Raw genomic sequence first — 25,619 nt, 5'->3', positions numbered from 1 at the left:
TTGCGAGCTCGGGAGCGGTGGGGGCCGAGGGGGTCCTCCGTCAGGCGTTGGCCTTGGCCTTCGCCTCCTCCTCGTCCTTCTTGTCCGGTACGGGCGGGTCGGCGACCTCGTCGGCCATCGTCGCGTCGCGCTCGCCCATGGGCTGGGGCTCGCCCTTGGTGGTGTCCACCGCGGTCTGGTGCTCGGTCTCGGAGTTGATCTCCGCGCCCAGCAGCACCAGGAAGACGGTCAGCTGCAGCCACAGCATCAGCACGATGACGCCGGCGATGGCCCCGTAGGTCTTGTCGTAGGACCCGAAGTTGTCGACGTAGAAGCTGAACAGCAGGCTGATCGCCGCCCAGATGACGGTGACGAAGACCGAGCCCAGGCTGACCCAGCGGAACTTGGGGGCGTCACGGTCGGGGGCGACCCGGTAGAGCACCGACAGTGCCCCGGCCATCACCCCGAGCAGCAGCCCCCAGCGGATGACCTGGGCCAGGATCGTGCCGAAGACCCCCAGCGGCAGGGCGTCGAGCACCACCGGGACGACGGCCACCAGGGAGAAGGTGATCAGGACGAAGACGATGGCGCCCAGGGTCAACGCCAGGGAGAGCAGCCGCAGCTTGAGGAAGTTGCGGGTCTCGACCTCGTCGTAGGCGATGTTGACGGCCTTGATCAGGTTCCCGACGCCGCCGGAGGCGCTCCACAGCGCACCGGCGATGGAGATGATCAGGCTCAGCGTCAGCGCGCCGCCGCTGTTGGACGTGATGGCGGTGAGCTGGTCGGCCAGCAGTGACTGGGCGCTCTCGGGCAGCTGGCCCGACAGCGACTCGATCTGGCTGGCCACCGTCTCCGGTGAGGCGATGAGGCCGTAGAGGGAGATGGCCGCGATCAGCGCCGGGAAGATCGCCAGGAAGCCGAAGAAGGCCACGCCGCCGCCGATGATCGGCATGTTGTCGGCGCCGTTCTCCGCCCAGGCACGCTTGACGATCTGCACCCAGCCGCGCGCGGGGATGTCGGTGGGCTTCTCCGCCTGCACACCGGGCAGCTCGGCCTCACTGGGCACCTCCGGCGCCGGGCGCTGGGCCTCCTGGCGCTCGGTGGCCACCACCGTGGCGGTCGTCGCACCCGTGTAGGGCGCCGGGTCCGTGGCGCGGTCGGCGCCCGCCCGGGCAGCCGCCCGGCGCGCGGCCTTCTCCTGCACGCGCTGACGGATGCGCTCGACGGCGTTGTCGGTGGTGTCCACCATCGGGGGCGTTCCTTCGTGTCTGGAGGCGGGACGGGGGGGTGGCGGGGGGTCAGTCGCCGGGCCAGGCGCCGGTCAGCTTGGTGAAGCCACGGGCACCGCCCCGGCTGACCAGGGCCTTCACGACGGCGACGATCGCACCGCGGACGGCGGAGGCCACGAGGATCTCCCGCAGCCGGTACTCGCTCTGCATGGCGGTGGGGGCGTCGTCCCGACGGGTGACCTTCTTCCACACCACCTGGAACAGGGTCGCGGCGATCGAGCTGGCCACGAGGCTGCCGATCAGGCCGATGGGGCGGTAGACGGCCTTGGCGGTCTTGCTCATCGCTTGCTCCTCCAGATGACGAGGCCCACGACCGCGGTGAGCAGGGCCGCGGCGGCCCCCATCACGGCCGGCGGGTTCTCGCGGTAGGTCTCCACCGCGGTGTCGCGGGTGCGCAGCGCGCTCTCCGTCAGTCGCGCCCGGGTGCGGGCCGGTACGTCGAGCCGCGCGGCGAGCTGGTCGACGGTCTCGCCCAGTCGCTCACGGGTCGCGTCGATCTCGGCCTGGATGTCCGCAGGGGTGGGCTTGCTCATGGGTCCTCCGCGGTCTCGGGGCGCAAGCGGTGCGCGTCTCCCATGCCCCGATCGACTCACCGGGTAAACCAAGATCGACGCCATCGGCCCGGCGCCGGGCCGTCGTCCTCGCTAGCCTCGCCGCATGAGCTGGACCTGGCAGCTGGAAGACCCGACGGGCGCGCCCGTGGACCCCGCCACGCTCGGTGTGGAGGTGCCGGCGTGCGACAACCAGGGCGACGCGGAGTCCTGGCTGGGGGAGGCCTGGCGCGACCTGCTCGAGCGCGGGATCGCCACGGTCACCCTCCAGCGCGACGGCGAGCGCGTCTACGGCCCGATGGGCCTGGCGGCCTCGTAGCGCGAAGGCCCTCCCGTCCCACGACGTGCGGGCACGCGAGGGGCGGGAGGGCAGGTACCGCTAGCCCCGGCTGGTCTTGGCCGGGTCGCGCTCGACGACGTCGCCGAGGACGTCGTCGATGCGGGTGAGCACCTCGGCCGGCAGGGTGACGCCGGCGGCCTTGACGTTGTCGTGCACCTGCTCGGGACGGCTGGCCCCGATGATCGCCGCGGCGACGTTGGAGTTCTGCAGCACCCAGGCGACCGCCAGCTGCGCCATCGACAGGCCCAGCTCGTCGGCGATCGGGCGCAGCTGCTGGACCCGGGTCAGCACGTCATCGGTGAGGTAGCCCTTCATCGAGCCGCCCACGGTGGCGTGCCCGCCGCGGCTGTCGGCCGGCGGCTGCTGACCGGGCAGGTACTTGCCGGTCAGCACGCCCTGCGCCAGCGGCGACCAGACGATCTGGGACAGGCCCTCCTGCTCGCTGGTGGGCACCACCTCGGCCTCGATCACCCGCCACAGCATCGAGTACTGCGGCTGGTTGCTGATCAGCTGGACCTTCAGCTCGCGGGCCAGCTCGGCGGCCGCGGCGATCTCCTCGGCGCGCCACTCCGAGACGCCCAGGTAGAGCACCTTGCCCTGGCGCACGAGGTCGGCGAAGGCGGTCATCGTCTCCTCCAGCGGCACCGAGGCGTCGTAGCGGTGCGCCTGGTAGAGGTCGACGTAGTCGGTCTGCAGCCGCTGCAGCGAGGCGTTGCAGCTCTCGATGATGTGCTTGCGGGACAGCCCACGGTCGTTGGCGCCGGGCCCGGTGGGCCAGTAGACCTTGGTGAAGACCTCCAGGCCCTCGCGGCGCTGCCCGGCCAGTGCGCGGCCCAGCACCGACTCGGCCCTGGTGCCGGCGTAGACGTCGGCGGTGTCGAAGGTGGTGATCCCGACGTCGAGGGCGGCCCGCACGCAGGCGTGCGCGGCGTCCTCCTCGACCTGGCTGCCGTGGGTGAGCCAGTTGCCGTAGGCGATCTCGGAGATGGTCAGGCCGCTGCGGCCGAGGCGTCGTGTCTGCACGACCCGACGTTAGCCCTGAGCGTGGCTAACGACCCCGGCCCCCTCGCAAGGCGCAGGCGAGGGGGTCCTCCGTCAGACCTCGGCGCCGAGGGCGACCTGGGGCTTGGGGTACCGCCAGCGGCGGACCATCGTGGCGCGGCTGATCCCGTAGAACATCAGGCTCCGGTGCTTCTGCGTGGTGTTCGGGAACCGCTCGGTGACCTTGGCCTTGATCTTCCGGCCCAGCACGATCGAGTCGACGATCAGCACGAGGAAGAACGCGTAGAGCAGGAGCGACGAGTACACCTGCAGCGACTGGCTGGGCACGACCAGGCTGACCAGCAGCAAGGCGGCGATGACCAGGAAGAAGCTGCCCAGGTTGCGGCGGGCGTCGACGATGTCGCGCACCAGCCGGCGCTCGGGGCCCCGGTCGCGGGGGGTCAGCGCGCTGTCGTCGCCGCGGGCCGCTGCCTCGCGGGCGCTGCCCCGGCCGGCCAGCTGCTGCTCGCGCTGGCGCCGGTAGGCCTCCTTGCGCGTGGTCGGCGGCGGCGGGACCGGCCCGGTGCGGCGTCCCTGGGCCTCGTTGCGCTTGGGGGTCGGGCGGCCCTTGCCCGCGCCGACGGCCGTCGAGCCGTGCGGGGTGACGACGGTCGTGTCCGGCGTCGAGGTGTCGGCGCGGCGGCCGGGCAGGCGGAGCTTCACGGCTGTGGAGTCTACGTGGCCACGGGCCCCCTCCCGTGCCGTCGTGGACCCTCGTGCCCTCTCCGGGTGGGGTGCGGTTGCTGTCCCGCCCGGCATCGGCGCCGTACAGTGGGAAGCAGCTCCGCTCCGGCGGTGTTGGCCGTCAGTGCTCATTGATGGCAGGAGTCCGTCCCCGTGGCGGGCCGAGCAGCACACCCTCGAGTGTGGGAGGACCACAACATGACCGTTCAGGACACGCAGGCCCCCGGCACGACCACCGACGTCATCCTCAGCGCCCCCGCCGCGTCCAAGGTGAAGGCCCTGCTGGAGCAGGAGGGTCGCGACGACCTGCGGCTGCGCATCGCCGTCCAGCCCGGTGGCTGCTCCGGCCTGCGCTACCAGCTCTTCTTCGACGAGCGCTTCCTCGACGGTGACCAGACCTTCGAGTACGGCGGCGTCGAGGTCATCGTCGACCGCATGAGCACCCCCTACCTCGGCGGCGCGACGATCGACTTCGTCGACACCATCGAGAAGCAGGGCTTCACGATCGACAACCCGAACGCCGGCGGCTCCTGCGCCTGCGGCGACTCGTTCCACTGATGTAGCCCCCGCCCTCGCGGGCGGGTCCGCATCGTCCCAGTGCCCGGCACCCCCTCGGGGGTGCCGGGCACTGTGCTGTCCCGGGCGAGGTGCCGGCCGGGCTCAGTTCTCGGTCGTCGCCCCGGTGGGGACGGGGACCGGCAGCCCGGACGACGGGCTGGGCACGGTGCGCCGCGGGGACGGCGGTGACCCGCTGGGCACGGCCGTGGGTGACGCACTGGTGGGTGCTGCGGTGGTCGGCGCCGCCGTCGTCCGGCTCGTGGAGCCGGTCGGGGAGGGGGCGCCACCGGACGACGACCCTGAGGTGGAGGTCGAGGTCGAGGGTGTCGGCGGGGTGTCGTCGGCACCGGAGCAGGCGGTCAGCAGTCCCGCGGTCAGCAGGGAGCCGGCCACCGCGGTGACCAGCCGGGCACGGCCCCCGCCGGTCACAGCCGCACCGGGTAGACCGGCTCGGGGACCTCCGGGTGGATCCGCTCCTCGACGAAGATGCCGTGCCAGATCATGAAGACCAGCACCTCCCACACCTGACGGGCGATGCGCTTGCTCGGCACCTCGGCGGAGCGCAGCCGCTCCAGCAGGAGGAGCACGTGGTCGCGGTCGAGCCACTCGTCGGTCTGGCTGTCGGTGACGATGCCGCGGGCCCACTCGTGCAGCGGGCCGGCCAGGAACTCCGCCGTCGGCACCGGGAAGCCCAGCTTGCGCCGGTTCATGATCTTCGGCGGCACGATCTGGGCCATCGCCTGCCGCAGCGCGTACTTGGTCGCGTCACCGCGGGCGGGGACCCGCTGCTCGACCGGCAGGCTGCTGGCGATGGCGAAGACCTCGGGGTCCAGGAACGGCACCCGCAGCTCCAGGGAGTTGGCCATGGTCATCTTGTCGGCCTTGACCAGGATGTCGCCGCGCAGCCAGGTGAACAGGTCGACGTACTGCATCGCGGTCACGTCGTCGTAGCCGGCCTCGCGGGTCTGCCGGTACAGCGCCTCGGTGACGTCGACGTGCGACAGGTCCCGGTCGCGGCCGGGCATGAGCGTGGCCAGCTCGTCCTCGCGCATGTTGCGGGCGTTGCCGTAGTAGCGCTGCTCCAGGGGCGTCGAGGCGCGCACCAGCAGGTCCTGCCCGCGCACCCCCTCGGGGACGAGACGGGACAGCCCGGCCAGCGCCCGCCGGCCCACCGCGGGCAGCTTGGACGCCCAGGCCAGGCTCAGCGGCTCGCGGTAGATCGTGTAGCCGCCGAACAGCTCGTCGGCGCCCTCGCCGGACAGCACGACCTTGACGTGCTTGCGGGCCTCGCGGGCCACGAAGTACAGCGGCACGAGCGCGGGGTCGGCGACCGGGTCGTCGAGGTACCAGACCACCGTGGGGATCGCGTCGGCGAACTCCTGCGCGCTCACCTCGATCGGCACGTGCTTGACGCCGAGGATCGCGGCGGACTCCGCGGCGATCTCCACCTCCGACTGCGCCTGGCGCTGAAAGCCAACGGTGAAGGTGACCAGGTCGGGGTTGTACTTGTGCGCCAGGGCGGCGATGGCGGTGGAGTCGATGCCGCTGGAGAGGAACGACCCGACGGTGACGTCGGCGCGCATGTGCTTGGCCACCGAGTCGTCGAGCACCTCGGCGATGCGGGCGTAGAGGGCCTGCTCACCACCGGGCGTGACCGGACGCGGGGTGAACGTCGGGTGGAACCAGCGCTTCGTGGTGAGCTCACCGTCGGCGACGGTGAAGCTGGTGCCGCTCTCGATCCGGCGGATGCCGCGGTGCAGCGTCGCCGGCTCGGGCACGTACTGCAGCGTCAGGTAGTGCTGCAGCGATGCCGCGTCGACGCCGCCGGCCCCGGCGCTGCCGCCCAGCAGCTCCAGCAGCGCCTTCTTCTCCGAGGTGAAGACCAGTCCGCCGTCGGCCAGGCGTGCGGTGAACAGCGGCTTGATGCCGAAGGCGTCCCGGGCGCCGAACGCCGTCCCGGTCTGGGTGTCCCAGATGACGAAGGCGAACATGCCGCGCAGCCGGGGGACGACGGCCTCGCCCCACAGGTGCCAGCCGGCGACGATGACCTCGGTGTCGCCCTCGGTGGCGAAGACCGCGCCGGCGGCCCTCAGCTCCTCGCGGAGCTCCAGGTAGTTGTAGATCTCGCCGTTGAAGACGATCCGGTAGCGCCCGTCGGCGTAGGGCATCGGCTGCGGGCTGCCCTCGATGTCGATGAAGGCCAGCCGGTTGAACCCCAGGACGGCGTTCCCGTCGGACCACACCTCGCGGTCGTCGGGACCGCGGTGGCGCAGGCAGCGCAGGGCGTGCTGGACCCCCGAGACGGTCTGCTCGTCGACGCGGGCGGCGTCGGTGGACAGGTAGGCCAGCAGGCCGCACATGCGGGAGGTCTCCAGGGGGTGGGGGACGGGGGAGGAGCGGTGGTGCAGCCGGTCAGAGGGGCTGGCCGGCGCGGACCCGCGCCGTCACCCGCCGCTCGGCCACGAAGGACACGAACGGGATGACGCCGGCCAGCAGGACCAGGACGGTGCCCTTGCTGGTGAACCGGGCCTTGAGCGCGAGGTCGAACGCGGTGATCAGGTACACCACGTAGAAGAGGCCGTGGATCGGCGAGACGACGGCCGAGACCTCCGGGACGTCCGCGGCGTACTTCAGGGGGATGGCCACGGCGACCAGGACCAGCAGCATGACCCCGACGACGTAGGCCAGCACCCGGTACCTGTTCAGGGCGCCGGCGATCCGGGGGGAGAGTGCCGTGTCAGCGCCCACGGGGCGTCTCCTGTCCGAGGGCCTTGGCGTTCAGGTCGGCCAGGTAGGCGTTGTAGGCGGCCAGCTCCGGGTCACCGGTCGTGTCGATGCGCGGCCGCTGGTACAGCACGACGGCGTTGCCCGGCTCGTCGTCGGCGGGGTCGCGGTTGAGCTCGTCCTTCAACATCCGCAGGTAGAAGCCCAGGCCCATGAAGCCGTAGAGCGGCCACTGCAGCGCGTAGCTCCAGTTGACCGCGCCACCGCCGCCCTCGGCCTTGCCCAGCTGCCAGTTGCCCAGGAAGAACGTCGCCACGAACAGCGCCAGCACCAGCAGGTGCAACAGCACCCACCGCACGGTCAGGACGCGTGAGTACACGCCTCGACTGTAGTCGGCGGCCCGGCGGGCGAGGCGCCGTACCGGGGAGGCGCCGGGCACATGCGTGGGGCCCGACGACCATCGCGCCCGGCGCCGGCGGGGCCCGCTGCGGCACGCCGGGGTGCGACCCGCCGCGCCCCTGCTCCCGCCCCCGGGACGACGAGCGTGGTCGGCTAGTCTCGGGGAGACTGTGGTCGAGGTGGGCAAGGCCTGTCGGGCAACCGAGGGACACCCGCCGGTGAGACCGCGTGGTGCCGCCACGCGGGGGATGAGGAGGCAGCGAGCAGTGGCTCGACGCAGCAAGCTGGCGAAGGTCGCCGGGCTCGGTCTCCTGGGTGCTCTGACGCTCAGCGGGTGTGACGTGCAGGGCGGTTGGCTCAGCTGGGGATGGCCCGAGGGCATCACCGACGAGGCCGCCCGGATGCACTCCCTCTGGATCGGTTCCACCATCGCCGCCCTCGTGGTCGGCATCGCGGTGTGGGCGCTCATCGCCTACGCGGCGATCCGGTACCGCAAGCGCGGCGACGAGGTCCCGCGCCAGACGGCGTACAACCTCCCGCTGGAGATCATCTACACGATCGTCCCGTTCATCATCATCGCGGTGCTGTTCTTCTTCACCGTGAGCACGCAGAACCGGGTCATGCAGCGCAGCGCCGACCCCGACGTGACCATCGCGGTCAACGCGTTCAAGTGGAACTGGCAGTTCGTCTACCCGGACACCACCGACAGCAACGGCGGCGAGCCGGTGTCGACGGTCGGGTCGAGCACCGAGATCCCGATCCTGGTGGTCCCCACCGACCAGACCATCCGGTTCGAGCTGGCCTCTGCGGACGTCATCCACTCGTTCTGGGTGCCGGAGTTCCTCTTCAAGCTCGACGTCGTCCCGGGCAACGAGAACGGCCGCGACAACGTCTTCGAGGTGACCGTCCGCGAGGAGGGTGCCTTCGTCGGCCGCTGCGCCGAGCTGTGCGGGACGTACCACGCCTACATGAACTTCGAGGTCCGGTCGGTCAACTCGGCCGACTACGAGGCCTACCTCGCCGCCCGCGAGGACGGTCTGTCGACCCACGACGCACTCGAGAGCATCGGTCAGCCGGGCAACTCGACGTCGACCCGTCCGCTCGACCTCGAGCGCGAGCAGTCGTCGGCGGCGGCCTCGGATGACTGACCTGTTCACCCCGCAGCACCAGGAGGAGCGGCCGTGAAGGTCGAAGCGCTCATCTTCAACTTGATCACCGTGTTCTGCATCGTGGCCGCGTTCGTCTACGGCTTCTGGTCGAAGGAGCCGATCGGCACGACGGCACTGGCCCTCTCGGCCGGGCTGACCGCGCTGATCGGTGGCTTCTTCTGGTTCGTCAGCCGGCGCATCGACGCCCGGCCCGAGGACAGCAAGGACGCCGAGATCGCCGACGGTGCCGGCGAGCTGGGCTTCTTCAGCCCGGCGAGCTACTGGCCCTTCGGTCTGGCCCTCTCCGCCGCGCTGATGGGTCTGGCCCTGGCGTTCTACTACCCCTGGCTGATCCTGATCGCGGGCATCGCGCTGCTGCTCACCATCGGTGGCCTGCTGTTCGAGTACTACGTCGGTCAGAACGCGCACAGCTGAGACCAGCACTCCTCGGCCACGACGGGCCCCTCCCCACCGGGGAGGGGTCCGTCGTGCGTTGCGGGGCCTGCCTCACCCCGGCTCCTGGGTGAGCCGTCCGACGCCGGCCGCCCGTCCGCCTGGTGCCCCGGGTGCCTGGTGCCCCAGGCGCGTGGTGCCTCAGGTCCTGGTGGCCCAGGTGTTCGGCTGCAGCAGCTGGCATCGGGGCGGCTCGTCCAGCTGCCCACGGGCTCGTGACGTCACGGCCCACCCCTCCACGCCTGCAACACCTGGGTACCGGCCTGCCGGGGCTCCGCGGAACCGCTGGCTCGCTGCCGAGTCAGGGCCGGTAGGGGCGGATCAGACAGCCCTCCACGAGCTCGGACCGCCGCCGCTCGCTCGTGGTGTCCCTGTGCCGGTGCCGGTGCCGGGGTCACGGCGCCCGGCGCATCGTGGATGCGTGGCCGGCGCCCCGGGCCGCCTGTGTCGACGTCCGGTGCAAGGGCAGTGGCCGGACGACAGGGTGCGTGCGACCGGTGTGCGATCGGCGACGCCGAACGGCTGGCGGGCCGATGCTCCGGGGCGCTGACAGCAGGGGCCTGTCACGCTGATCGGCTAGCGCTGAGGGTGTTGAGGTCCACGCTGGATCGGTGTCCGGCGAGTGGGTCACCTCGCGCCGACCGATTGGGGTGTCGGGTCCTCAGAGTGCCGGGTCCTGGTGCCCGATCGTCACACGGCTGATGGACCTGCGATGCAGGCGCCGGTGCCCGATACTGCGGACAGCAGCACCGGATGGTCCAGCGCGGTGTGCCGAAGGGCTCCGCTCATGTGGCGGTCCCCGGGCTGCGTGGCTCCGCAGAGCGGACCCGCTGGGACGCCGTGTGCCGTGAGCAGGTCTGCCGCCTGTCGGTGGGCGCCGCACGCAGCTGGGCGTCCGCGTGCGTACGCGTGTCGACGCACACGGAGGCGTTTCGGGCTGCGCCAGCTCTGGGCGTCTGGTGAGAGGACGCACGTGCTGCTCACCCAACGAGGACAGCCTGAGCCCGCGAGGCCCACGGCCGGCTCAGATTCTGCGCCCGCATCCACCAGGCGCAGCCTGGCACTCACGTTCGGATCTGCCAGCCGCGCCCTGCCACCCGCGCTCGGGCCTGCTGGCGCGGTCCGGGGGCCGGTCGCGCCCGGCCTGGTGAGGGGAACCTGTGGCCTGTCCACGACTCCGGGTGACGCAGTCCGACCCGCTCCGCCGAGAACCCAGACAGCTCTGCTTCGCGGCAGGGTGCCATGGCGTCTCACCGGGGCACGCGCCGGTGTGTCGCCGCTGTGCCTTGGCCGGGGCGCGGATCCACGTCGCCCACCTGGGGCGAGCCCAGGGCACTCGTTCGAGTGCCCGGCACACGACCTCGGTGGGTCACGCTGGCGTTCTCGCCGTGGAGCGGAGCACAGGGGGAGGGGAGCGGCTGAGGACGGCAGTCGAGCGAGGTGGCCCGACATGCAGCAGGGGCCCCGGCGGACGATGCCGCCGGGGCCCCTGCTGTGTGGTGCTCGTGCTGCTCGGTCAGGCGCGGGGCTCCTGCTGGGGCTTCCCGCCCTCGGAGGGACGACCACCCTCGGACGGGCGGCCACCCTCGGAGGGACGACCCGAGCCGGTGAGCTGCCGGTGCGACTGCTCGGACTCGAGGCCGCGGGCCTCCTGCTCGGCCTCGAGCTGCACGGCCGCAGGCTCCTCGATCGGCTTGAAGAAGCCCCGGATCGCGCGGCGGGCGCCACCGACCTGGTTCATCTTCTTCGGCACCGAGGCGCCACCGTAGGCCAGCATGCCGTGGCCGTGCTCGTCCACCGGGCCCAGGGGCTGGTGGACCTCGATGAACTCACCACTGGGCAGGCGACGGATGACACCGGTCTCGATGCCGTGCTCGAGCACCTCGCGGTCGTGCTGCTCGAGACCCAGGCACAGCCGGTAGGTCGCCCAGTAGGCGATCGGCGGCAGGACCAGGAAGCCGATGCGGCCGGCCCAGGTCATGGCGTTGAGGCTGATGTCGAACCTCTCGGCGATGACGTCGTTGCCGCCGGAGATGAAGAGCACCAGGTACGCGGTGATCGCCATGGCGCCCAGCGAGGTGCGGACGGGCACGTCACGCGGCCGCTGGAGCAGGTGGTGGCTGGCGGTGTCGCCGGTGAGCTTGCGCTCGATGATCGGGTAGAGCATCAGGAGCGTGAACATGATGCCGGGGATCCCGAGGGCCCCCCAGAGGACCGGCGGGATGTGGTAGCCCCACAGGTCGATCTCCCACGGCGGGAAGATGCGGGAGCCGCCGTCGACGAAGCCGATGTACCAGTCGGGCTGGGAACCGGCGGAGACCTGCGCGGGGTTGTAGGGCCCCATCTGCCAGATCGGGTTGATCTGCACCAGGCCACCGAGGGCGGCCAGGACACCGAAGACGATGAACAGCAGCCCGGTCGCCTTGGCGGCGAACGTCGGGAAGAGCCGGTTGCCGACCACGTTGTGCTCGGTGCGTCCAGCGCCCGGGAACTGCGTGTGCTTCTGCTTGACCAGGATCAGCAGGTGCAGCGCGATGAGCGCCAGCAGGACCGCCGGGATGATCAGCACGTGCAGGATGTAGAGCCGGCCGATGATCAGCTCTCCGGGGAAGTCCCCGCCGAAGACGGTGAAGTAGATCCACGTCCCGATCACCGGGATGGAGAGGAACACCGCGGAGAAGATGCGGAGACCGGTACCGGAGAGCAGGTCGTCGGGGAGGGTGTAGCCGGCGAAGCCCTCGAGCATGGCCAGCACCAGGAGCGCCACACCGATGAACCAGTTGGTCTCACGGGGCCGGCGGTAGGCGCCGGTGAAGAAGATGCGCAGCAGGTGGACGACGATCGAGGCGACGAACAGCAGCGCCGCCCAGTGGTGCATCTGCCGGATGAACAGACCGCCACGGACGTCGAAGGAGATGTCCAGCGTCGACTCGTAGGCCGCCGACATCTCGATCCCACGCAGGGCCGAGTAGGACCCCTCGTAGACGATCTCCTTCATCGACGCGTCGTAGAAGAAGGTCAGGTAGGTGCCCGACAGCAGCAGCATGATGAACGAGTAGAGAGCGATCTCGCCCAGCAGGAACGACCAGTGGTCGGGGAAGACCTTGTTCAGGGTGCGCCGGACGGGTCCGGCGACGATCAGTCGGTCGTCGACCTCGTAGGCCGCCTTGCCGACGAGCGTTGCGGGCGCCCCTGGCCCGGGCACGGTGCTGGTGGCCATCAGTTGAGCCTCCCAATGTTCCAGAACGACGGCCCGATCGGCTCGGGGAAGTCTCCTCGTGCCACAAAGTACCCCTCTTCGTCGAGGGCGATGGGCAGCTGCGGGAGGGACCGGGTGGCCGGGCCGAAGACCGGTCGAGCGCCCTGCGTCACGTCGAACTGCGACTGGTGACAGGGGCACAGGATGCGGCTGGTCTCCTGCTCGTAGAGCGACACCGGGCAGCCGGCGTGGGTGCAGACCTTGGAGTAGGCGACGTAGTCGCCGAAGGCGAAGTCCTCGCGGCCGGCGGCCGGCACGAGGGTCTCGATCTGCTCGGGACGGAGGCGGATCAGCATGACCGCGGCGTCGTAGGCGCGGTCACCGCCCTCGACGGCCGGGAAGACCGTGGCCAGCGAGCCCGGCTGCTGGTCACCGGGGCGGATGGGGGTGCCGTCGTCGCGGAGGAGACGGACGCCCTCGGCCCAGGGGGTCGTGCCCAGCGGGTTGCCCTTGTTCGGGTTCTTGATGAAGCCACCCAGCAAGGAGACGAGCATCGCGCCGAACGCCAGGCTCATCATGCCCAGGACGCCGACCAGGAGCTTGCGCCGCGGGAGGCCGGAGCTGTCCAGCCCGCCCATCAGCGTGGCGCCGGTGGTGACCCGGTCGAAGTGCGAGCCGTCGTGCTTGTCCTGCACGGCGGTCTCGTGGGGGAGCAGCTTCTTGACGTAGAGCACCAGGGCGATGCCGATGGCGATCAGCGCACCGCCCATGGTGGCGCCCAACAGCGGGGTGTACAGCGACTGCCAGGTGCCGCTCTCGATCCGCCACTCCCAGCTGGGCAGGAACCAGCCCGAGCCGAGGAAGACGACCACGAAGGCCAGCGACAGCAGGCCGGCCAGGGCGAACCACAGGGTGACGAGCCGGGTGTTCTTCTTGTCCAGCGCCGACCCGATGGGGGCGGCGGGCTCGACGTGCAGGATCTCGACGCCGTCGAGCCGGGCGCCGAGGCGGTCCAGCTCGGTGCGGTCCATCGCCGCGAGCTGCTCCGGCGAGTAGTCGTCGTCCGGTCCACCGTGCAGCTGGCCGGCCTCGTCGGCACCGCCCGCGGAACCGGGGCGGGGGTCTGTCGTGGTCACGCCTTGGTCCCCATCCAGAAGATGCCGAAGAGCAGGGCACCGACGGCCGCGACCCAGATGACCAGACCCTCGGCGACCGGGCCGACACGGCCGGCGCCGTAGCCACCGGGGTCGGCGCTGGTCTTCATGGTCTGCACGTAGTCGATGATCGAGCGCTTCTCGTCCGGGCTCAGCTGGTTGTCGCCGAACACGGGCATGTTCTCCGGGCCGTGCAGCATGGCCGCGTAGATCGTCAGGTCGTTGGCCTCGGCCAGCGAGGGGGCCCGCTTGCCCGAGGACAGCGCACCGCCCTGGCCGGTGAAGTTGTGGCACTGGGCGCAGTTGAGCCGGAACAGCTCGCCACCCTCGGCCAGGTCGCCGTCGCGCAGGTCGCCGGAGGGCAGCGTGGGCCCCCCGCCGTTCTCCTGGACGTAGGCCATGAGCTGGTCGATCTCCTCCTCGGAGAAGATCGGCGGGCGCTCGGCGGCCTGGGCCTCCTGGCGCACGAGCGGCATGCGGCCGGTGTGCACCTGGAAGTAGACGGCGGCCTCGCCGGCCCCGATGAGGGACGGGCCGCGGTCGGTGACGCCCTCGAGGTTGGAGCCGTGGCAGGTGATGCAGCTGCGGACGTAGAGCTCGCGGCCGGCCTCGACGGCGTTGGACGGGTTGCCGGTCGAGTCGTCTGCGGCGCTGGCGCCGGGGGCCAGCGCGGAGTAGCCCACCCCGGTCAGCACCAGGGCAGCCATCAGGCCGGCGACGTTGGCCAACCGGCGGCTTCGCTTGGACCGACGACGGTCGCGAGCCGCGGCGGCCGGCGTGCCGGCCTCCGGCCGGAGACGGCGCAGCCCGCGGCGACGACCCTCGGCGGGGGCGACGGATGAGGCGTTGGGAGTGGACACCCGGTTCCCTACTTGATCAGGTAGATCGTGACGAAGAGACCGACCCACACGACGTCGACGAAGTGCCAGTAGTAGGACACCACGATGGCCGAGGTCGCCTGGGCAGGCGTGAAACGGCCCATGGTGGACCGCATGAGCACGAAGGCGAAGGCCACGAGGCCGCCGATCACGTGCAGGGCGTGGAAGCCGGTCGTCAGGTAGAACGCCGAGCCGTACGTGGACGACGAGAGGGTCGTCTCGTGGTCGACGATCAGGGTGCGGTACTCGAACGCCTGGCCGAGCACGAAGACCAGCCCCATCACGAAGGTGATGGTGAACCAGCGCCGGAGCCCGTAGACGTTGCCGATCTCCGCGGCGAACACCCCGTACTGGCAGGTGACCGAGGAGGCCACCAGGATCAGGGTGAAGACCGTCGCGTAGGGAACGTTGAGCTCGGTCGGCTCAGGCGGCCAACCCTCCAGCGCTCGCGCGCGCGCGGTGAAGTAGATGGCGAACAGGCCGGCGAAGAACATCAGCTCGCTGGAGAGCCAGACGATCGTGCCGACGCTGACCATGTTCGGTCGAGTCAGGGAGTGCACCCGCGAGGTGTCGAAGGTGCTGCTCGCCACGGGGGCCGTTGTCACTGGCTCATCATGGCATCGGGACAGGGTTCCCACGACGTGGGGTCGGGTCCGCGTGGCGCGTCCTGCGGAACATGCCGGTTGTGCACAACCTGAGGGTACGCGGCCAGGGTCCCCGGAGGGCGGCGCTGCCCGCTAGGCTCCGCCGGGTGAGCGTCGACGCCGCGCCGGCCACCGTGCTGGTCTTCAGTCAGCGGGCAGAGGTCCGCGCCGCCGTGCGCACCGCCCTGGGCAGCTCCCCGTCGGCCGACGTCGGCCCGCTGCGGTACGTCGAGTGCGCCACCGGTGACGAGGTGGTGGCCGCGGTCGACGCCGGCCAGATCGACCTGTGCCTGCTCGACGGCGAGGCCCAGCCGACCGGCGGCATGGGCATCAGCCGGCAGCTGAAGAACGAGATCGCCGACTGCCCGCAGCTCGTCGTCCTCATCGCCCGTCAGGCCGACCGCTGGCTGGCGCACTGGTCGCTGGCCGACGCCACGCTGGCCTACCCGATCGACCCGCTGACGGCCACCGAGGTGGTCGCCGGGCTGCTGCGGGAGCGCGCCCTGCAGCGCCCCGCCGTGCGTCGCTGACCCGGTGGCCGACGTCCGCCCGACCTGGTCGGGACTGCTCAACCGGCTGATCCGCCGGGAGGACCTGTCCGCCGACGACACCCGCTGGGCGATGCGGCAGGTGATGACCGGCGAGGCGACCCCCGCCCAGGTGGCCGGCTTCGTCGTGGCGCTGCGGGCCAAGGGCGAGTCGCCCGACGAGGTCGCCGGCATGGCCGCGACCATGCTCGACCAGGCCACGCCGGTCCCGTTGCCGGTCGACTGCGTCGACATCGTCGGCACCGGCGGGGACGGGGCCCAGACGGTCAACATCTCGACCATGGCCGCCCTGGTCACCGCCGCCGTCGGGGTGCCCGTCGCCAAGCACGGCAACCGGGCGGCGTCCTCGGCGTCCGGCACCGCCGACGTGCTGGAGGCGCTGGGCGTGGTCATCGACCTGCCGGCGCCCGCGGTGGCCCGGTGCGTGCGCGACGCCGGGATCGGCTTCTTCTTCGCCCCGGTGTTCCACCCGGGCATGCGGCACGCGGCCGCCCCGCGTCGCGAGCTGGGCATCGGCACGGTCTTCAACTTCCTGGGGCCGCTGACCAACCCGGCCCGCCCGGTGGCCGCGGCGATCGGCTGCGCGGACACCCGGATGGCGCCGGTGCTGGCCCAGGTGCTGGCCGACCGTGGCACCCGGGCGCTGGTGTTCCGCGGCGACGACGGGCTCGACGAGCTGACGACCACCACCACCTCGGCGGTGTGGGTGGTCCGTGACGGCGAGGTGGTGCCCGAGCGGCTGGACCCGACGGCGCTGGGCGTCCCGGTGGCCGAGCCCGGCGCGCTGCGCGGCGGCGGGCCCGAGGTCAACGCCGAGGTGGTGCGACGGCTGGTGGCCGGGGACCGGGGTCCGGTGCGGGACGCGGTGCTGCTGAACGCGGCCGCCGCGCTGGCCGCCTTCGACACGCACGGCGGTCGGCTGCACGACGTGCTGGCGGCCGGGCTGGAGCGAGCTGCCGCCGCGGTGGACGACGGCCGGGCCGCGGCCAAGCTCGACCAGTGGGTCCAGGTCAGCCAGCAGGCCCGCGCCGCCGTCGGCGGCTGACCGACCTCACCGAGCCACGCCGCTGGCCACTGGCCGCGGCCCCTCAGCCGTCTCCGGTGCCCACGGTGTCAGCGTCCACCAGAGCACATCGCAGTGCCCCTCGGCCCCGCTGCAGGGCCCCGCCCTGAGCCTGCGCAGGGCGGGGGGCAGCGGGGTCCTTCGTCAGTCGGCGGACTCGAAGCCGATCGAGAACGCCGCCTCCAGGTCGTGCCGGGAGTAGGCGCGGAAGGCGATGTGGGTGTCGGTGTCCAGCACCCCGGGCACCTTGTTGATCCGTCCGGCGATCACCTGGGCGATCTCCTCGAACTCGTGCACCCGGACGAGGGCGACCAGGTCGACCCCACCGGCCACGGAGTACACCTCGCTGACGCCGGGCAGGGCGGCGACCGCTTCGGCGACCTCGCCGATCGAGTCGGTGGCGGCATCGATCATCACGATGGCGGTGATCACGTCGGGGATGCTAGCCCGGTGCCGGTCCGCCCGCGCCGTCCCGGCGTGCGGCCGTCGGGTCGGGGCCGGGACCGCCGGCCGGGCTCGGCGGGACGGCCCGGGGTGACCCGGTCGGGCTGGGACCGGGTGCCCAGCGCCCGGTTGTCGGCGAAGGGGTCCCGCTCGGCCCGGCCGGCCTCGACCAGGGCCAGGAAGCCGCTGTAGTCACCGGTGCCGGGCGTGCGGCTGGCGAGCGTGCCGGTGACGTCGACCAGGCGGGTGCCCGGCTTCTCCATCCACCGCAGCACGAGCTCGGTCTCCTCCACGGTGGCGGCCAGCTCTCCCTCCGGGGTGGTGGTGGTCTCGGCGGTGGCGCGCAGGTCGGCGAGGTACCCGCGGACCGAGCGTCCCCGCTCGGCGACCCCGGCGGCCACGAGCCGGCCGCTGCGGACCACCGACAGCTGCCACCCGCCCTCCCCGTCGGGCCGGGCCAGGGTCAGCTCGGGCACCGCGGCCAGCGAGGCCAGCCGTTGCCGGCGTCGGACGGCGCGCACGAGGACGGCGGCGCGGTCGCGCAGCTCTGCGGCGTCCTCGTAGCGGCCCTCGCTGGCCAGCCGCTCGACACGCTCGAGCAGCGGGGCGACCAGGCCGCGGGGGTCGTGGTCGACGGCGGCGGTGAAGACCTCGGCCACCGACGCGTACTCCTCCCGGCTCTGCGCTCCAGTGCAGGGCGCCCCGCAGCGGCCCATCCCGGCCAGCGCGCACGCGCTGCCGAGCACCGTGAGGGACAGCCGGCCGGTGCACTGCCGCAGCGGCAGCGACTCGTGCACCGCCGCCATCGCGGCCTCGGCGGCCCGGCGGTCGGGGAACGGGCCGAGGAAGGTGCCCGTGCCGGGGACCTCGCGGCGGACCACCGACAGCCGGGGGAAGGGCTCGTCGGTGAGCCGGACCCACAGCGCCCGCTCGGGGAAGCGCGAGCGCTTGTTGTAGCGCGGCTTGTGCTGGGCGATCAGCCGCAGTTCCCGGACGGCCGCCTCGAGGTCGTGGGCGCAGGGCAGCGTCTCGATCCGCTCCGCGAGGGTGATCATCTCGGTCATCCGGCTGCGCTGCTCGCCGGCGGAGAAGTAGCTGCGGACCCGGGTGCGCAGGTCACCGGAGGTGCCGACGTAGAGCGGCTCGTCGCCGGGACCGCGGAAGACGTAGACGCCGGGGCCGTGGGGGACGTCCTCGGCCAGGTGGCGCTTGCGCCGGCGCCGCGGGTCGACCTGGCGGGTGAGGCCGGTGAGCTCCTCCAGCGACGTGACGCCCAGCGGACCCAGCCGCTCGAAGAGGCCGTGCAGCACGTCGACGGTGGCCCGGGCGTCCTCCAGGGCGCGGTGGGTGGGCTGGGTCCGGGAGGAGAAGAAGGGCGCGAGGGTGCCGAGCTTGCAGTTGGGCACCTCGTCGCGGGTGAGCAGCCGGCGGGCCAGGACGGCGGTGTCGACCGAGGCGAACGCCGGCCACGCCATGTCGCTGGCCTCGCAGGCCGCGCGCAGGAAGCCCAGGTCGAAGGGGGCGTTGTGGGCCACCAGGACGGTGCCGCGGGCGAACTCCAGGAAGCCGGGCAGCACGGCGGCGATCCGGGGGGCGGCGGCGACCATCGTCGTGGTGATGCCGGTGAGCACGCTGATGTAGGGCGGGATCGCGTGCCCCGGGTCGACCAGGGTCTGGAACTCCCCGACCACCTGACCGCCACGGACCTTGACCGCGCCGATCTCGGTGATCGCGCTGTCCTTGGGGCTGCCGCCGGTGGTCTCCAGGTCGACCACCACGAAGGTGACCTCGGCCAGCGCGGTGCCCAGGTCGTCGATCGTGGCCTGGTGGTAGCGCGGCCGGCCGGGCGCGGAGACCTCCGGCGCTGCGGCACCGTGCACCGGCAGTGCCACCTGCTGCCACCCGGCTCGGTCCGGCGGCGCCCCGGGTGCGTCCGGCGGGAAGGGTGGGACAGGGGGGAACAGCACGCCCCGGACGCTAGGTCGGGTGTCCGACAGTTCCGTGCAGCCCACGCCGGGCGGCCGGGCCGGACGTGGGGCCCGTGCGGCGGCGGGACGGAACTGTCGGTGCCCGTCCCTAACGTCCGCGCTGTCCGGACCCGGAGAGAGAGAAGGAGAGCCGTCGTGCTCATCGACTGTGACACCTGCACCGTCCGCGGTCACGGCTGCGACGACTGCGTCGTGACCGTCCTGCTGGGCGCGCCACCCGGCTGGCGGGGGAGCGACCCCACCGTCGTGCCGCTGACCCGTCGGCGGCCGGCGGTCGGGGCCGGGGAGCCCGTGGTCCGGGCCGGACAGGCGGGGGCGGTGGGTGCCGTCGCGGCCGGCGACGCGCCCGGACGTGTCGACGCCGAGTGTGACGTGATCCACGTGGACACGTCCGCCGACGACCCCTGGTCGCTGGTCGAACTGGACGAGGTGGAGCAGGAGGCGGTCCGCGCGTTGGCAGAGTTCGGGCTGGTTCCGCCGTTGCGTCATCAGGATGCGTTCATCCGGGGCAGTCGCCACGTGAGCTGACAAATCGCACCACTGTGATTCGTCAGCTTCTCGCTCCAGTCGGGTGTTTGACGGGGCTTCATCTCGATCCGGTCACGGACCTAAGTTCGTCGTGTCCGTACGAGACGTCGTCGCCACAGAGGGTGACCTCGGCCGGGCACCGCCCGACCGCCAGCCCCTGAACCGGGTCGGTGGACGGGGGAGCCGCCGCAGTGCCGGGTGTCTCCTCCCGGGTCCGCACAGCACCGAGCACCGCGTCGACCAGGACGCGACAGGGCCCCGGCCCGGCCCGGCGGCTGACCGGACCGGCGGTCGAGCAGGAGAACGGAGTCCCGCCGCCCGTGGCGAGCCCTCAGCCCCGAGACCGGACCACTCGGGTGCCCGCACCCGTCGAGCGCACCGTCGGCCGGCGTCTCGCCCGTCCCCGGGCACGAGCGGGAGCTCGACCGGGCGGGCGGCTGACCGCGGGACTGCTGACGGGTGTCGCGGCGAGCCTCGTGCTGACCGTGCTGCCCGGTACCGCCGCCGCCGCACCCGGCGACCCGGTCACCCGGGCGGCCACCTCCGAGGAGGCGACCCGGCTGGTCTCGGACGCCACCCACGAGCTCGAGGTCGTCACCGAGCAGCTCAACGACGCCCGGGAGACGCTGGCCCAGCAGCAGGCCGCGGCCGGGGCCGCCGAGCAGGCGGTCGCCGACACCCGGGCCCAGCTCGCCGCGCTGGACGAGCACGTGCGCCGGATCGCCCGCAGCGCCTTCACCGGGGAGAACCTGTCCCGGTTCAACGCCCTGATGACCAGCGGCTCGGCCGACGAGTTCCTGGCCCAGGTCACCACCCTCGACGCGATCGCCGGGCACACCGACCAGGTGCTCGGTCGGGTCGCCGAGGCCGCCGCGGCCGCCGAGCAGGCCCGCGTGGACGCCGAGTCCGCCGCGGCCGCCGCCGAGCAGACGCTGGCCGACACCACCGCCCGCCAGGAGGACCTCACCGCCCGGATCGGCGACTACGAGCAGCAGTTCGACGCGCTCTCGGTCGTCCAGCAGCAGGAGGTCGTCGTCGAGCACTCCGGCCCGGTCCTCGAGCCGCCAGCGGTGGTGAGCGCCCCCAGCGACGCGGCGCAGGTCGTCGTCGACACCGCGCTCGCCCAGCTCGGCGACCCCTACGTGTGGGCCGCCGACGGCCCGGACGCCTTCGACTGCTCCGGCCTCACCCAGTACGCCTACGCGGCGGCCGGCCAGGCGCTGCCGCACTCCAGTCGCGCCCAGTCCGCGATGGGCACGCCCGTCGAGCGATCCGCACTGCAGCCCGGTGACCTGGTCTTCTTCCACAGCCCGGTGAGCCACGTGGGCATCTACATCGGCAGCGGCCAGATGGTGCACGCCTCGACCTTCGGTCAGCCGGTGCTCGTGTCCACGGTGGACATGAAGGGCTACGTCGGCGCCCGCCGCCTGCTCGGCTGACCGCGCCGCCCCGCGACCGGCGTCCCTGGGCCCGCCGCCCTGGGCCCGCCGCCCTGGGCCCGCCGCCCTGGGCCCGGCGTCCCCGGGGCCGCCGGCCGGGCGCCCGCCGGTCAGGGGCCGCGCACAGACCGGCTGCCTAAGCTCGCCGCCGTGTCCACGCTGACCCGCTCGGGGGCCTCCGGATGAGCACCGCCGTCGGGGTCCAGCCCACCTCCCGCCGGCTCGCGCTGGCGGTGGCCGCGGTGCTGGGCCTGGCCCTGGTCGCGGTGATCGCGGTCGTCACGCCCTGGGACCTGCTGCCCGCCCCGGCCGGCGGGCGGACCCCGGTCGACCCGGCCGCCGCCTTCACCGCCGAGCAGGCGGCCCGCGCCGAGTCCTTCGCCCGGGCGCTGCGCCCGGCGTCGCTGACCTCGCTGCTGCTCGGGCTGGTCGTCTCGGCCGTGTTCGGCCTGACCCCGGCCGGTGCGGCCACCGCCCGTGCGGTGGCCCGGCCGCTGGGCGGTGGGTGGGGCTGGCAGGTGCTGCTGGGCACGGTGGCCCTCCTGGTGGCCGGCCGGCTGGCCACCCTGCCGCTGGCCGCCTACGCCGAGGTCGTCCGGCACCGCTACGGGCTGTCCACCCGGAGCTGGGGCCTGTGGGCCCGCGACGTCGCCACCTCCACCGGCATCAACGCCGGGATCACCGCGGTGGGCCTGCTGGTGCTGGTCTGGCTGGCCCGCCGCGCCCCCCGCACCTGGTGGGCCTGGGCCGGCGGTGGGGCAGCGGTCCTGGTCGTCGTCGGCTCGTTCCTCTACCCGCTGCTCATCGAGCCGGCGTTCAACCGCTTCGCACCGATGCCCGACAGCCCGCTGCGCACCGAGCTGCTCGCGCTGGCCGAGCGCAGCGGCACCCCGGTCGAGGACGTGCTCGTCGCCGACGCCAGCCGCCGCACGACCGCGCTGAACGCCTACGTGTCCGGGTTCGGCTCGACCCGGCGGATCGTCGTCTACGACACCCTCCTCGAGCAGGTGCCCGACGAGCAGGTCGAGTCGATCGCCGCCCACGAGCTGGGGCACGTCGCCAACGACGACGTCCTCACCGGCACGCTGATCGGTGCGCTGGGTGCCGGCGCCGGGACGGCGCTGCTCGGCTGGCTGCTGAGCTCCACCCCGCTGCTGCGCCGGGCGGGGGCGAGCGGCCCGGGTGACGGCCGGGTCGTGGGTCTGCTGCTCCTGCTGCTGGCCCTGGGCACGCTGGTGTCGACGCCGGTGCAGAACCTGGTGTCCCGGCACATCGAGGTCCGCGCCGACCTGCACGCCCTCGACCTCACCGGCGACCCCGCGTCCTTCATCGCCGTGCAGCGGTCGCTGGGCTCGGCCAACCTCAACGACCCCGACCCGCCGGCAGCCTGGCAGTGGTTCTTCGGCAGTCACCCCACCTCGGCACAGCGGATCGCCTTCGCCGAGGACTGGACCCGGGTGCGCGGCCGGTGAGCCGCACCCTGGTCGTCACCAACGACTTCCCGCCGCGGCAGGGCGGCATCCAGACCTTCGTCGCCGCCCTGTTGGACACCCGGCCCCCGGAGTCGCTGGTCGTGCTGGCCTCCGACCACCCCGGTTCGGCCGAGCACGACGCCGCGCTGCCCTACGAGGTCGTGCGGCTGCCCACCGGGATGCTGCTGCCCACCCCCGGCGCCGCCCGGGCCGCCGTGCGGCTGGCCCGCGAGCGCGACTGCCGCACGGTGTTCTTCGGCGCCGCCGCACCGCTGGGCCTGCTCGCCCCGGCGCTGCGCCGGGCCGGGGTCGAACGGCTGGTCGGGGCCACCCACGGGCACGAGACCGGCTGGGTGGCGCTGCCCGGCGCGCGGCAGGTGATGCGCCGGATCGCCGGCGGCCTGGACACCGTCACCTACATCAGCGAGTACACGAGGAGCCGGCTCGCCCCGGCGCTGGGGGACCGCACCGAGCTGGTGCAGCTCTCACCCGGCGTGGACGTCGACCGGTTCGCCCCGGACGTCGACGGTGCGGCGGTGCGCGCCCGGCACGGGCTCGGCGACGCCCCCGTCGTGGTCTGCGTGTCCCGGCTGGTGCCGCGCAAGGGCCAGGACGTGCTGGTGGCCGGCTGGGCCGACGTCCTCGCCCGGCACCCGCGGGCCCGGCTGCTGCTGGTCGGTGGCGGTCCGCTGGAGCCGGCGCTGCGCCGGGCGGTGGCGGCGCGCGGGCTGCAGGACTCCGTCGTCCTGACCGGAGGGGTGCCGGCGGAGGAGCTGCCGGCGCACTACGCCGCCGGGGACGTGTTCGCCATGCCCTGCCGCACCCGCCGGGGCGGGCTGGACGTCGAGGGGCTGGGCATGGTCTTCCTCGAGGCCGCCGCCTGCGGCCGGCCGGTGGTGGCCGGCACCTCCGGCGGGGCGCCGGAGACCGTCGTCGAGGGGGTCACCGGGCACGTGGTCGACCCTCGCTCACCGGCGGCGGTGGCCGCCACGCTGGCCGGCCTGCTCGACGACCCCGACCGGGCGCGCGCCATGGGCGCGGCCGGCCGGGCGTGGGTGGAGCAGCGGTGGTCCTGGACGACGATCGCCGGGACCTTCGCCGCCGTCCTCGACGGCTGAGGACCCCGCCGCCCGGAGGCGGCGGGGTCGACCGTCAGTGGCGGGAGCCGGCGGCGTCGGTCGCGTAGAGGGCCTCGACCTGGTCGCCGTACTGCTTCATCACCACGGCCCGCTTGAGCTTCAGGCTCGGGGTGAGCGTGCCGTTGGCCTCGGTGAAGTCCTCACCGAGCACCCGGATCTTCTTGATCGCCTCGGCGTGGGAGACCGCCTTGTTGGCCTCGGCGACCGCGCGGTCGAGCTCGGCCAGCAGCTCCGGGTCCTCGCGCAGCTGGTCCGCGGTCAGCGCGGTGTCCTTGCCCACGCTCTTCAGCCAGGCCGGCAGCGCCTCGGGGTCGAGGGTGACCAGGGCGCCGATGAAGGGCCGCTGGTCACCGACCACGATGCACTGGCTGACCAGCTTGTGGGCACGCAGCCGGTCCTCCAGCACCGCAGGGGCCACGTTCTTGCCCGCCGCGGTCACCAGGATCTCCTTCTTGCGGCCGGTGATGGTCAGGAAGCCCTGGGCGTCGAGCTCGCCGATGTCACCGGTGCGGAACCAGCCGTCGGCGTCGATCGCCTCGGCGGTGGCCTTCTCGTTCCGCCAGTAGCCGCGCATCACGATGCCGCCGCGCAGGAGCACCTCGCCGTCCTCGGCGATCATCGCGTCGACGCCGGGCAGCGGCCGGCCGACGCTGCCGATGCGCAGGGCGGCGTCGTGGTTGACCGCGGCGGCGGCGGTGGTCTCGGTGAGCCCGTAGCCCTCGAAGACGGTGACGCCCAGGCCACGGAAGAAGTGGCCCAGCCGGGCGCCCAGCGGGGCGCCGCCGGAGATGGCGGCGTGGCAGCGGCCGCCGAGTGCGGCGCGCAGCTTGCCGTAGACCAGCCGCTCGAACAGCGCGTGCTGGACGCGCAGCCCCAGGCCCGGGCCGCCGGCGTCCTGGGCGCGGGACCAGTCGATGGCCACCTGCGCCGCCCGGTCGAAGATCTTCCCCTTGCCGTCGGCCTCGGCCTTGGCCTTCGCGCCGTTGTAGACCTTCTCGAACACCCGGGGGACGGCGAGCACGAAGGTGGGCTGGAAACGGCCGAGGTCGCCGACCAGGTCCTTGATGTCCGGGGTGTGCCCGAGCGTCACGCGGTTGTCGATGCAGCCCACCTGCAGCACCCGGGCCAGCACGTGCGCCAGCGGGATGAACAGCAGCAGCGAGCCGCGCTCGTTGAGGTGGCCGGACAGCAGGCTGATGCCGTTGCGGACCTCGAAGAGGAAGTTCGCGTGGGTCAGCTCGCAGCCCTTGGGCCGCCCGGTGGTGCCGCTGGTGTAGATCAGCGTGGCCAGGCTGGCCGCGCCCAGCGTCGCCCGGCGCTCGGCCAGGACGCCGTCGGGGACGTCGGCGCCGGCGGTGGTGAGGGTGTCCAGGGCGCCCTCCTCGATGACCCAGAGGGCGTCGAGGTCGGGGACCTCGCTGCGGATGGACTCCACCACCCCGGCGTGCGCGGCGGTCTCGACCACGATCGCGCGGGCGCCGGAGTCGGCCAGCACCCAGGCGACCTGGTCGGGGCTGGAGGTCTCGTAGACCGGGACGACGACCGCGCCGGCGGTCCAGATCGCGTAGTCCAGGACCGTCCACTCGTAGCGGGTGCGCGCCAGCAGCGCGACCCGGTCGCCGGCTCGCACGCCCCCGGCGACGAGGCCCTTGGCGACCCCGGCGACCTCGGCGGCGAACTGGGCGTAGGTGACGTCGGTCCACCGGTCCTCGTGCTGCCGGCGCAGCCCGACGTCGTCGGGGTGCTCGGCCGCGTTGCGGGTGACCATGTCGGTCAGCGCCTCGTCGGGGCCCACGGTGGCGGTGGGGGGAACGCTCAGCTCGCGCACGCCGGTCCTCTCTGTCCCGCCCTGCCGGGAGCTCCGTCGCACCCGGCCCGGACGTGGGGTCGGCCCTCAATCTAGTCCGGCGACGCGCCCGGGCAGCAGCCCAGCGACCCCCCGGACGGGCGGTGTGCC

25 protein-coding genes are annotated in these 25,619 nt (G+C 72.9%); 10 read left to right on the top strand and 15 right to left on the bottom strand.

The window, feature by feature from the left end; all coding sequences use genetic code 11:
- Positions 1-40 precede the first annotated feature (40 nt).
- The 3 genes from O2W14_RS05965 to O2W14_RS05955 are packed head-to-tail and all read right to left on the bottom strand — an operon-like array spanning position 41 to position 1,801.
- On the bottom strand, positions 41-1,228 hold the full coding sequence (locus O2W14_RS05965; protein ID WP_269175159.1) for a YihY/virulence factor BrkB family protein: 1,188 nt from the start codon (positions 1,226-1,228) through the stop codon (positions 41-43).
- A gap of 49 nt (positions 1,229-1,277) precedes the next feature.
- Entirely contained in the window at positions 1,278-1,550 is a 273-nt protein-coding gene (locus O2W14_RS05960; protein ID WP_269175158.1) for a DUF4235 domain-containing protein, read from the bottom strand.
- Positions 1,547-1,801 (bottom strand): DUF3618 domain-containing protein, encoded by a 255-nt coding sequence (locus O2W14_RS05955; RefSeq protein ID WP_269175157.1) that lies wholly within the window; start codon positions 1,799-1,801, stop codon positions 1,547-1,549. The genes O2W14_RS05960 and O2W14_RS05955 overlap by 4 nt, the downstream gene beginning before the upstream one ends.
- 124 nt (positions 1,802-1,925) lie before the next feature.
- Between O2W14_RS05955 and O2W14_RS05950 the strand changes: the two genes are divergently transcribed.
- Positions 1,926-2,138, top strand: a complete 213-nt coding sequence (locus tag O2W14_RS05950) for a hypothetical protein (protein WP_269175156.1) — start codon at positions 1,926-1,928, stop codon at positions 2,136-2,138.
- 60 nt (positions 2,139-2,198) lie between these two features.
- On the opposite strand, the gene O2W14_RS05945 is transcribed toward O2W14_RS05950, so the two are convergent.
- Positions 2,199-3,182, bottom strand: a complete 984-nt coding sequence (locus O2W14_RS05945; protein WP_269175155.1) for an aldo/keto reductase family protein — start codon at positions 3,180-3,182, stop codon at positions 2,199-2,201.
- A gap of 72 nt (positions 3,183-3,254) precedes the next feature.
- The gene (locus tag O2W14_RS05940; protein ID WP_269175154.1) at positions 3,255-3,863 is read right to left on the bottom strand and encodes a DUF3043 domain-containing protein; all 609 of its coding nucleotides are present in this window, start codon (positions 3,861-3,863) and stop codon (positions 3,255-3,257) included.
- Positions 3,864-4,082: 219 nt separating this feature from the next.
- Between O2W14_RS05940 and O2W14_RS05935 the strand changes: the two genes are divergently transcribed.
- On the top strand, positions 4,083-4,442 hold the full coding sequence (locus tag O2W14_RS05935) for a HesB/IscA family protein (protein WP_269175153.1): 360 nt from the start codon (positions 4,083-4,085) through the stop codon (positions 4,440-4,442).
- Positions 4,443-4,867: 425 nt separating this feature from the next.
- Here O2W14_RS05935 and asnB read toward each other — a convergent pair whose 3' ends face one another.
- From asnB to O2W14_RS05920, 3 genes are read right to left on the bottom strand one after another with little or no spacing between them, the layout of a single operon-like run.
- The gene (gene asnB, locus O2W14_RS05930) at positions 4,868-6,802 is read right to left on the bottom strand and encodes an asparagine synthase (glutamine-hydrolyzing) (RefSeq protein WP_269175152.1); all 1,935 of its coding nucleotides are present in this window, start codon (positions 6,800-6,802) and stop codon (positions 4,868-4,870) included.
- A gap of 52 nt (positions 6,803-6,854) precedes the next feature.
- Positions 6,855-7,190 (bottom strand): DUF3817 domain-containing protein, encoded by a 336-nt coding sequence (locus O2W14_RS05925; RefSeq protein WP_269175151.1) that lies wholly within the window; start codon positions 7,188-7,190, stop codon positions 6,855-6,857.
- A complete protein-coding gene (locus O2W14_RS05920; protein ID WP_269175150.1) occupies positions 7,180-7,545 on the bottom strand; it encodes a metalloprotease in 366 nt (121 codons plus the stop codon). The genes O2W14_RS05925 and O2W14_RS05920 overlap by 11 nt, the downstream gene beginning before the upstream one ends.
- 286 nt (positions 7,546-7,831) lie before the next feature.
- Between O2W14_RS05920 and ctaC the strand changes: the two genes are divergently transcribed.
- The gene (gene ctaC, locus O2W14_RS05915) at positions 7,832-8,713 is read left to right on the top strand and encodes an aa3-type cytochrome oxidase subunit II (protein WP_269175149.1); all 882 of its coding nucleotides are present in this window, start codon (positions 7,832-7,834) and stop codon (positions 8,711-8,713) included.
- 33 nt (positions 8,714-8,746) lie between these two features.
- Positions 8,747-9,148, top strand: coding sequence for a cytochrome c oxidase subunit 4 (locus O2W14_RS05910; protein ID WP_269175148.1), 402 nt, complete (start codon positions 8,747-8,749; stop codon positions 9,146-9,148).
- A 1,534-nt stretch (positions 9,149-10,682) separates the two neighbouring features.
- Here O2W14_RS05910 and qcrB read toward each other — a convergent pair.
- From qcrB to ctaE, 4 genes are read right to left on the bottom strand one after another with little or no spacing between them, the layout of a single operon-like run.
- Positions 10,683-12,386, bottom strand: a complete 1,704-nt coding sequence (qcrB, locus tag O2W14_RS05905) for a cytochrome bc1 complex cytochrome b subunit (protein WP_269175147.1) — start codon at positions 12,384-12,386, stop codon at positions 10,683-10,685.
- Positions 12,386-13,501, bottom strand: coding sequence for a cytochrome bc1 complex Rieske iron-sulfur subunit (gene qcrA / locus O2W14_RS05900; protein WP_269175146.1), 1,116 nt, complete (start codon positions 13,499-13,501; stop codon positions 12,386-12,388). Before qcrA ends, qcrB begins: the two co-directional genes overlap by 1 nt.
- Positions 13,498-14,379, bottom strand: a complete 882-nt coding sequence (qcrC, locus tag O2W14_RS05895; RefSeq protein ID WP_442928828.1) for a cytochrome bc1 complex diheme cytochrome c subunit — start codon at positions 14,377-14,379, stop codon at positions 13,498-13,500. The genes qcrA and qcrC overlap by 4 nt, the downstream gene beginning before the upstream one ends.
- Before the next feature lie 8 nt (positions 14,380-14,387).
- A complete protein-coding gene (ctaE, locus tag O2W14_RS05890; protein ID WP_331253576.1) occupies positions 14,388-15,002 on the bottom strand; it encodes an aa3-type cytochrome oxidase subunit III in 615 nt (204 codons plus the stop codon).
- Positions 15,003-15,148: 146 nt separating this feature from the next.
- Between ctaE and O2W14_RS05885 the strand changes: the two genes are divergently transcribed.
- Together O2W14_RS05885 and trpD are read left to right on the top strand one after the other, a co-directional pair.
- Positions 15,149-15,571 carry a hypothetical protein gene (locus O2W14_RS05885; RefSeq protein WP_269175144.1) on the top strand — a complete coding sequence of 141 codons (423 nt, stop codon included), beginning with the start codon at positions 15,149-15,151 and terminating at the stop codon, positions 15,569-15,571.
- A 4-nt stretch (positions 15,572-15,575) separates the two neighbouring features.
- Complete coding sequence (gene trpD, locus O2W14_RS05880; RefSeq protein WP_269175143.1) at positions 15,576-16,634, top strand: anthranilate phosphoribosyltransferase; 1,059 nt, start codon at positions 15,576-15,578, stop codon at positions 16,632-16,634.
- A 162-nt stretch (positions 16,635-16,796) separates the two neighbouring features.
- Here the strand turns inward: trpD and O2W14_RS05875 are convergent, their stop codons facing one another.
- Positions 16,797-17,084, bottom strand: coding sequence for an Lrp/AsnC family transcriptional regulator (locus O2W14_RS05875; RefSeq protein WP_163610520.1), 288 nt, complete (start codon positions 17,082-17,084; stop codon positions 16,797-16,799).
- Positions 17,081-18,988: a DEDD exonuclease domain-containing protein gene (locus tag O2W14_RS05870; RefSeq protein WP_269175142.1), complete on the bottom strand. Its 1,908-nt coding sequence runs from the start codon at positions 18,986-18,988 to the stop codon at positions 17,081-17,083. Before O2W14_RS05870 ends, O2W14_RS05875 begins: the two co-directional genes overlap by 4 nt.
- A 288-nt stretch (positions 18,989-19,276) precedes the next feature.
- Here O2W14_RS05870 and O2W14_RS05865 point away from each other — a divergent pair, with 288 nt between their 5' ends.
- The 4 genes from O2W14_RS05865 to O2W14_RS05850 all read left to right on the top strand — a co-directional run bounded on the left by O2W14_RS05865 (position 19,277) and on the right by O2W14_RS05850 (position 23,641).
- Positions 19,277-19,612, top strand: coding sequence for a hypothetical protein (locus tag O2W14_RS05865; RefSeq protein ID WP_269175533.1), 336 nt, complete (start codon positions 19,277-19,279; stop codon positions 19,610-19,612).
- A gap of 476 nt (positions 19,613-20,088) precedes the next feature.
- The gene (locus tag O2W14_RS05860; RefSeq protein WP_269175141.1) at positions 20,089-21,051 is read left to right on the top strand and encodes a C40 family peptidase; all 963 of its coding nucleotides are present in this window, start codon (positions 20,089-20,091) and stop codon (positions 21,049-21,051) included.
- A gap of 182 nt (positions 21,052-21,233) precedes the next feature.
- Positions 21,234-22,523 carry a M48 family metallopeptidase gene (locus O2W14_RS05855; protein WP_269175140.1) on the top strand — a complete coding sequence of 430 codons (1,290 nt, stop codon included), beginning with the start codon at positions 21,234-21,236 and terminating at the stop codon, positions 22,521-22,523.
- Positions 22,520-23,641, top strand: coding sequence for a glycosyltransferase family 4 protein (locus O2W14_RS05850; protein ID WP_269175139.1), 1,122 nt, complete (start codon positions 22,520-22,522; stop codon positions 23,639-23,641). The genes O2W14_RS05855 and O2W14_RS05850 overlap by 4 nt, the downstream gene beginning before the upstream one ends.
- 34 nt (positions 23,642-23,675) lie before the next feature.
- Here the strand turns inward: O2W14_RS05850 and O2W14_RS05845 are convergent, their stop codons facing one another.
- The gene (locus O2W14_RS05845) at positions 23,676-25,490 is read right to left on the bottom strand and encodes an AMP-dependent synthetase/ligase (protein ID WP_269175138.1); all 1,815 of its coding nucleotides are present in this window, start codon (positions 25,488-25,490) and stop codon (positions 23,676-23,678) included.
- Positions 25,491-25,619 lie beyond the last annotated feature (129 nt).

It is taken from the genome of Modestobacter sp. VKM Ac-2986 (assembly GCF_026967795.1).
In the GTDB taxonomy this organism is placed as follows: domain Bacteria; phylum Actinomycetota; class Actinomycetes; order Mycobacteriales; family Geodermatophilaceae; genus Modestobacter.
This window is presented reverse-complemented; position numbering and strand designations above follow the sequence as displayed.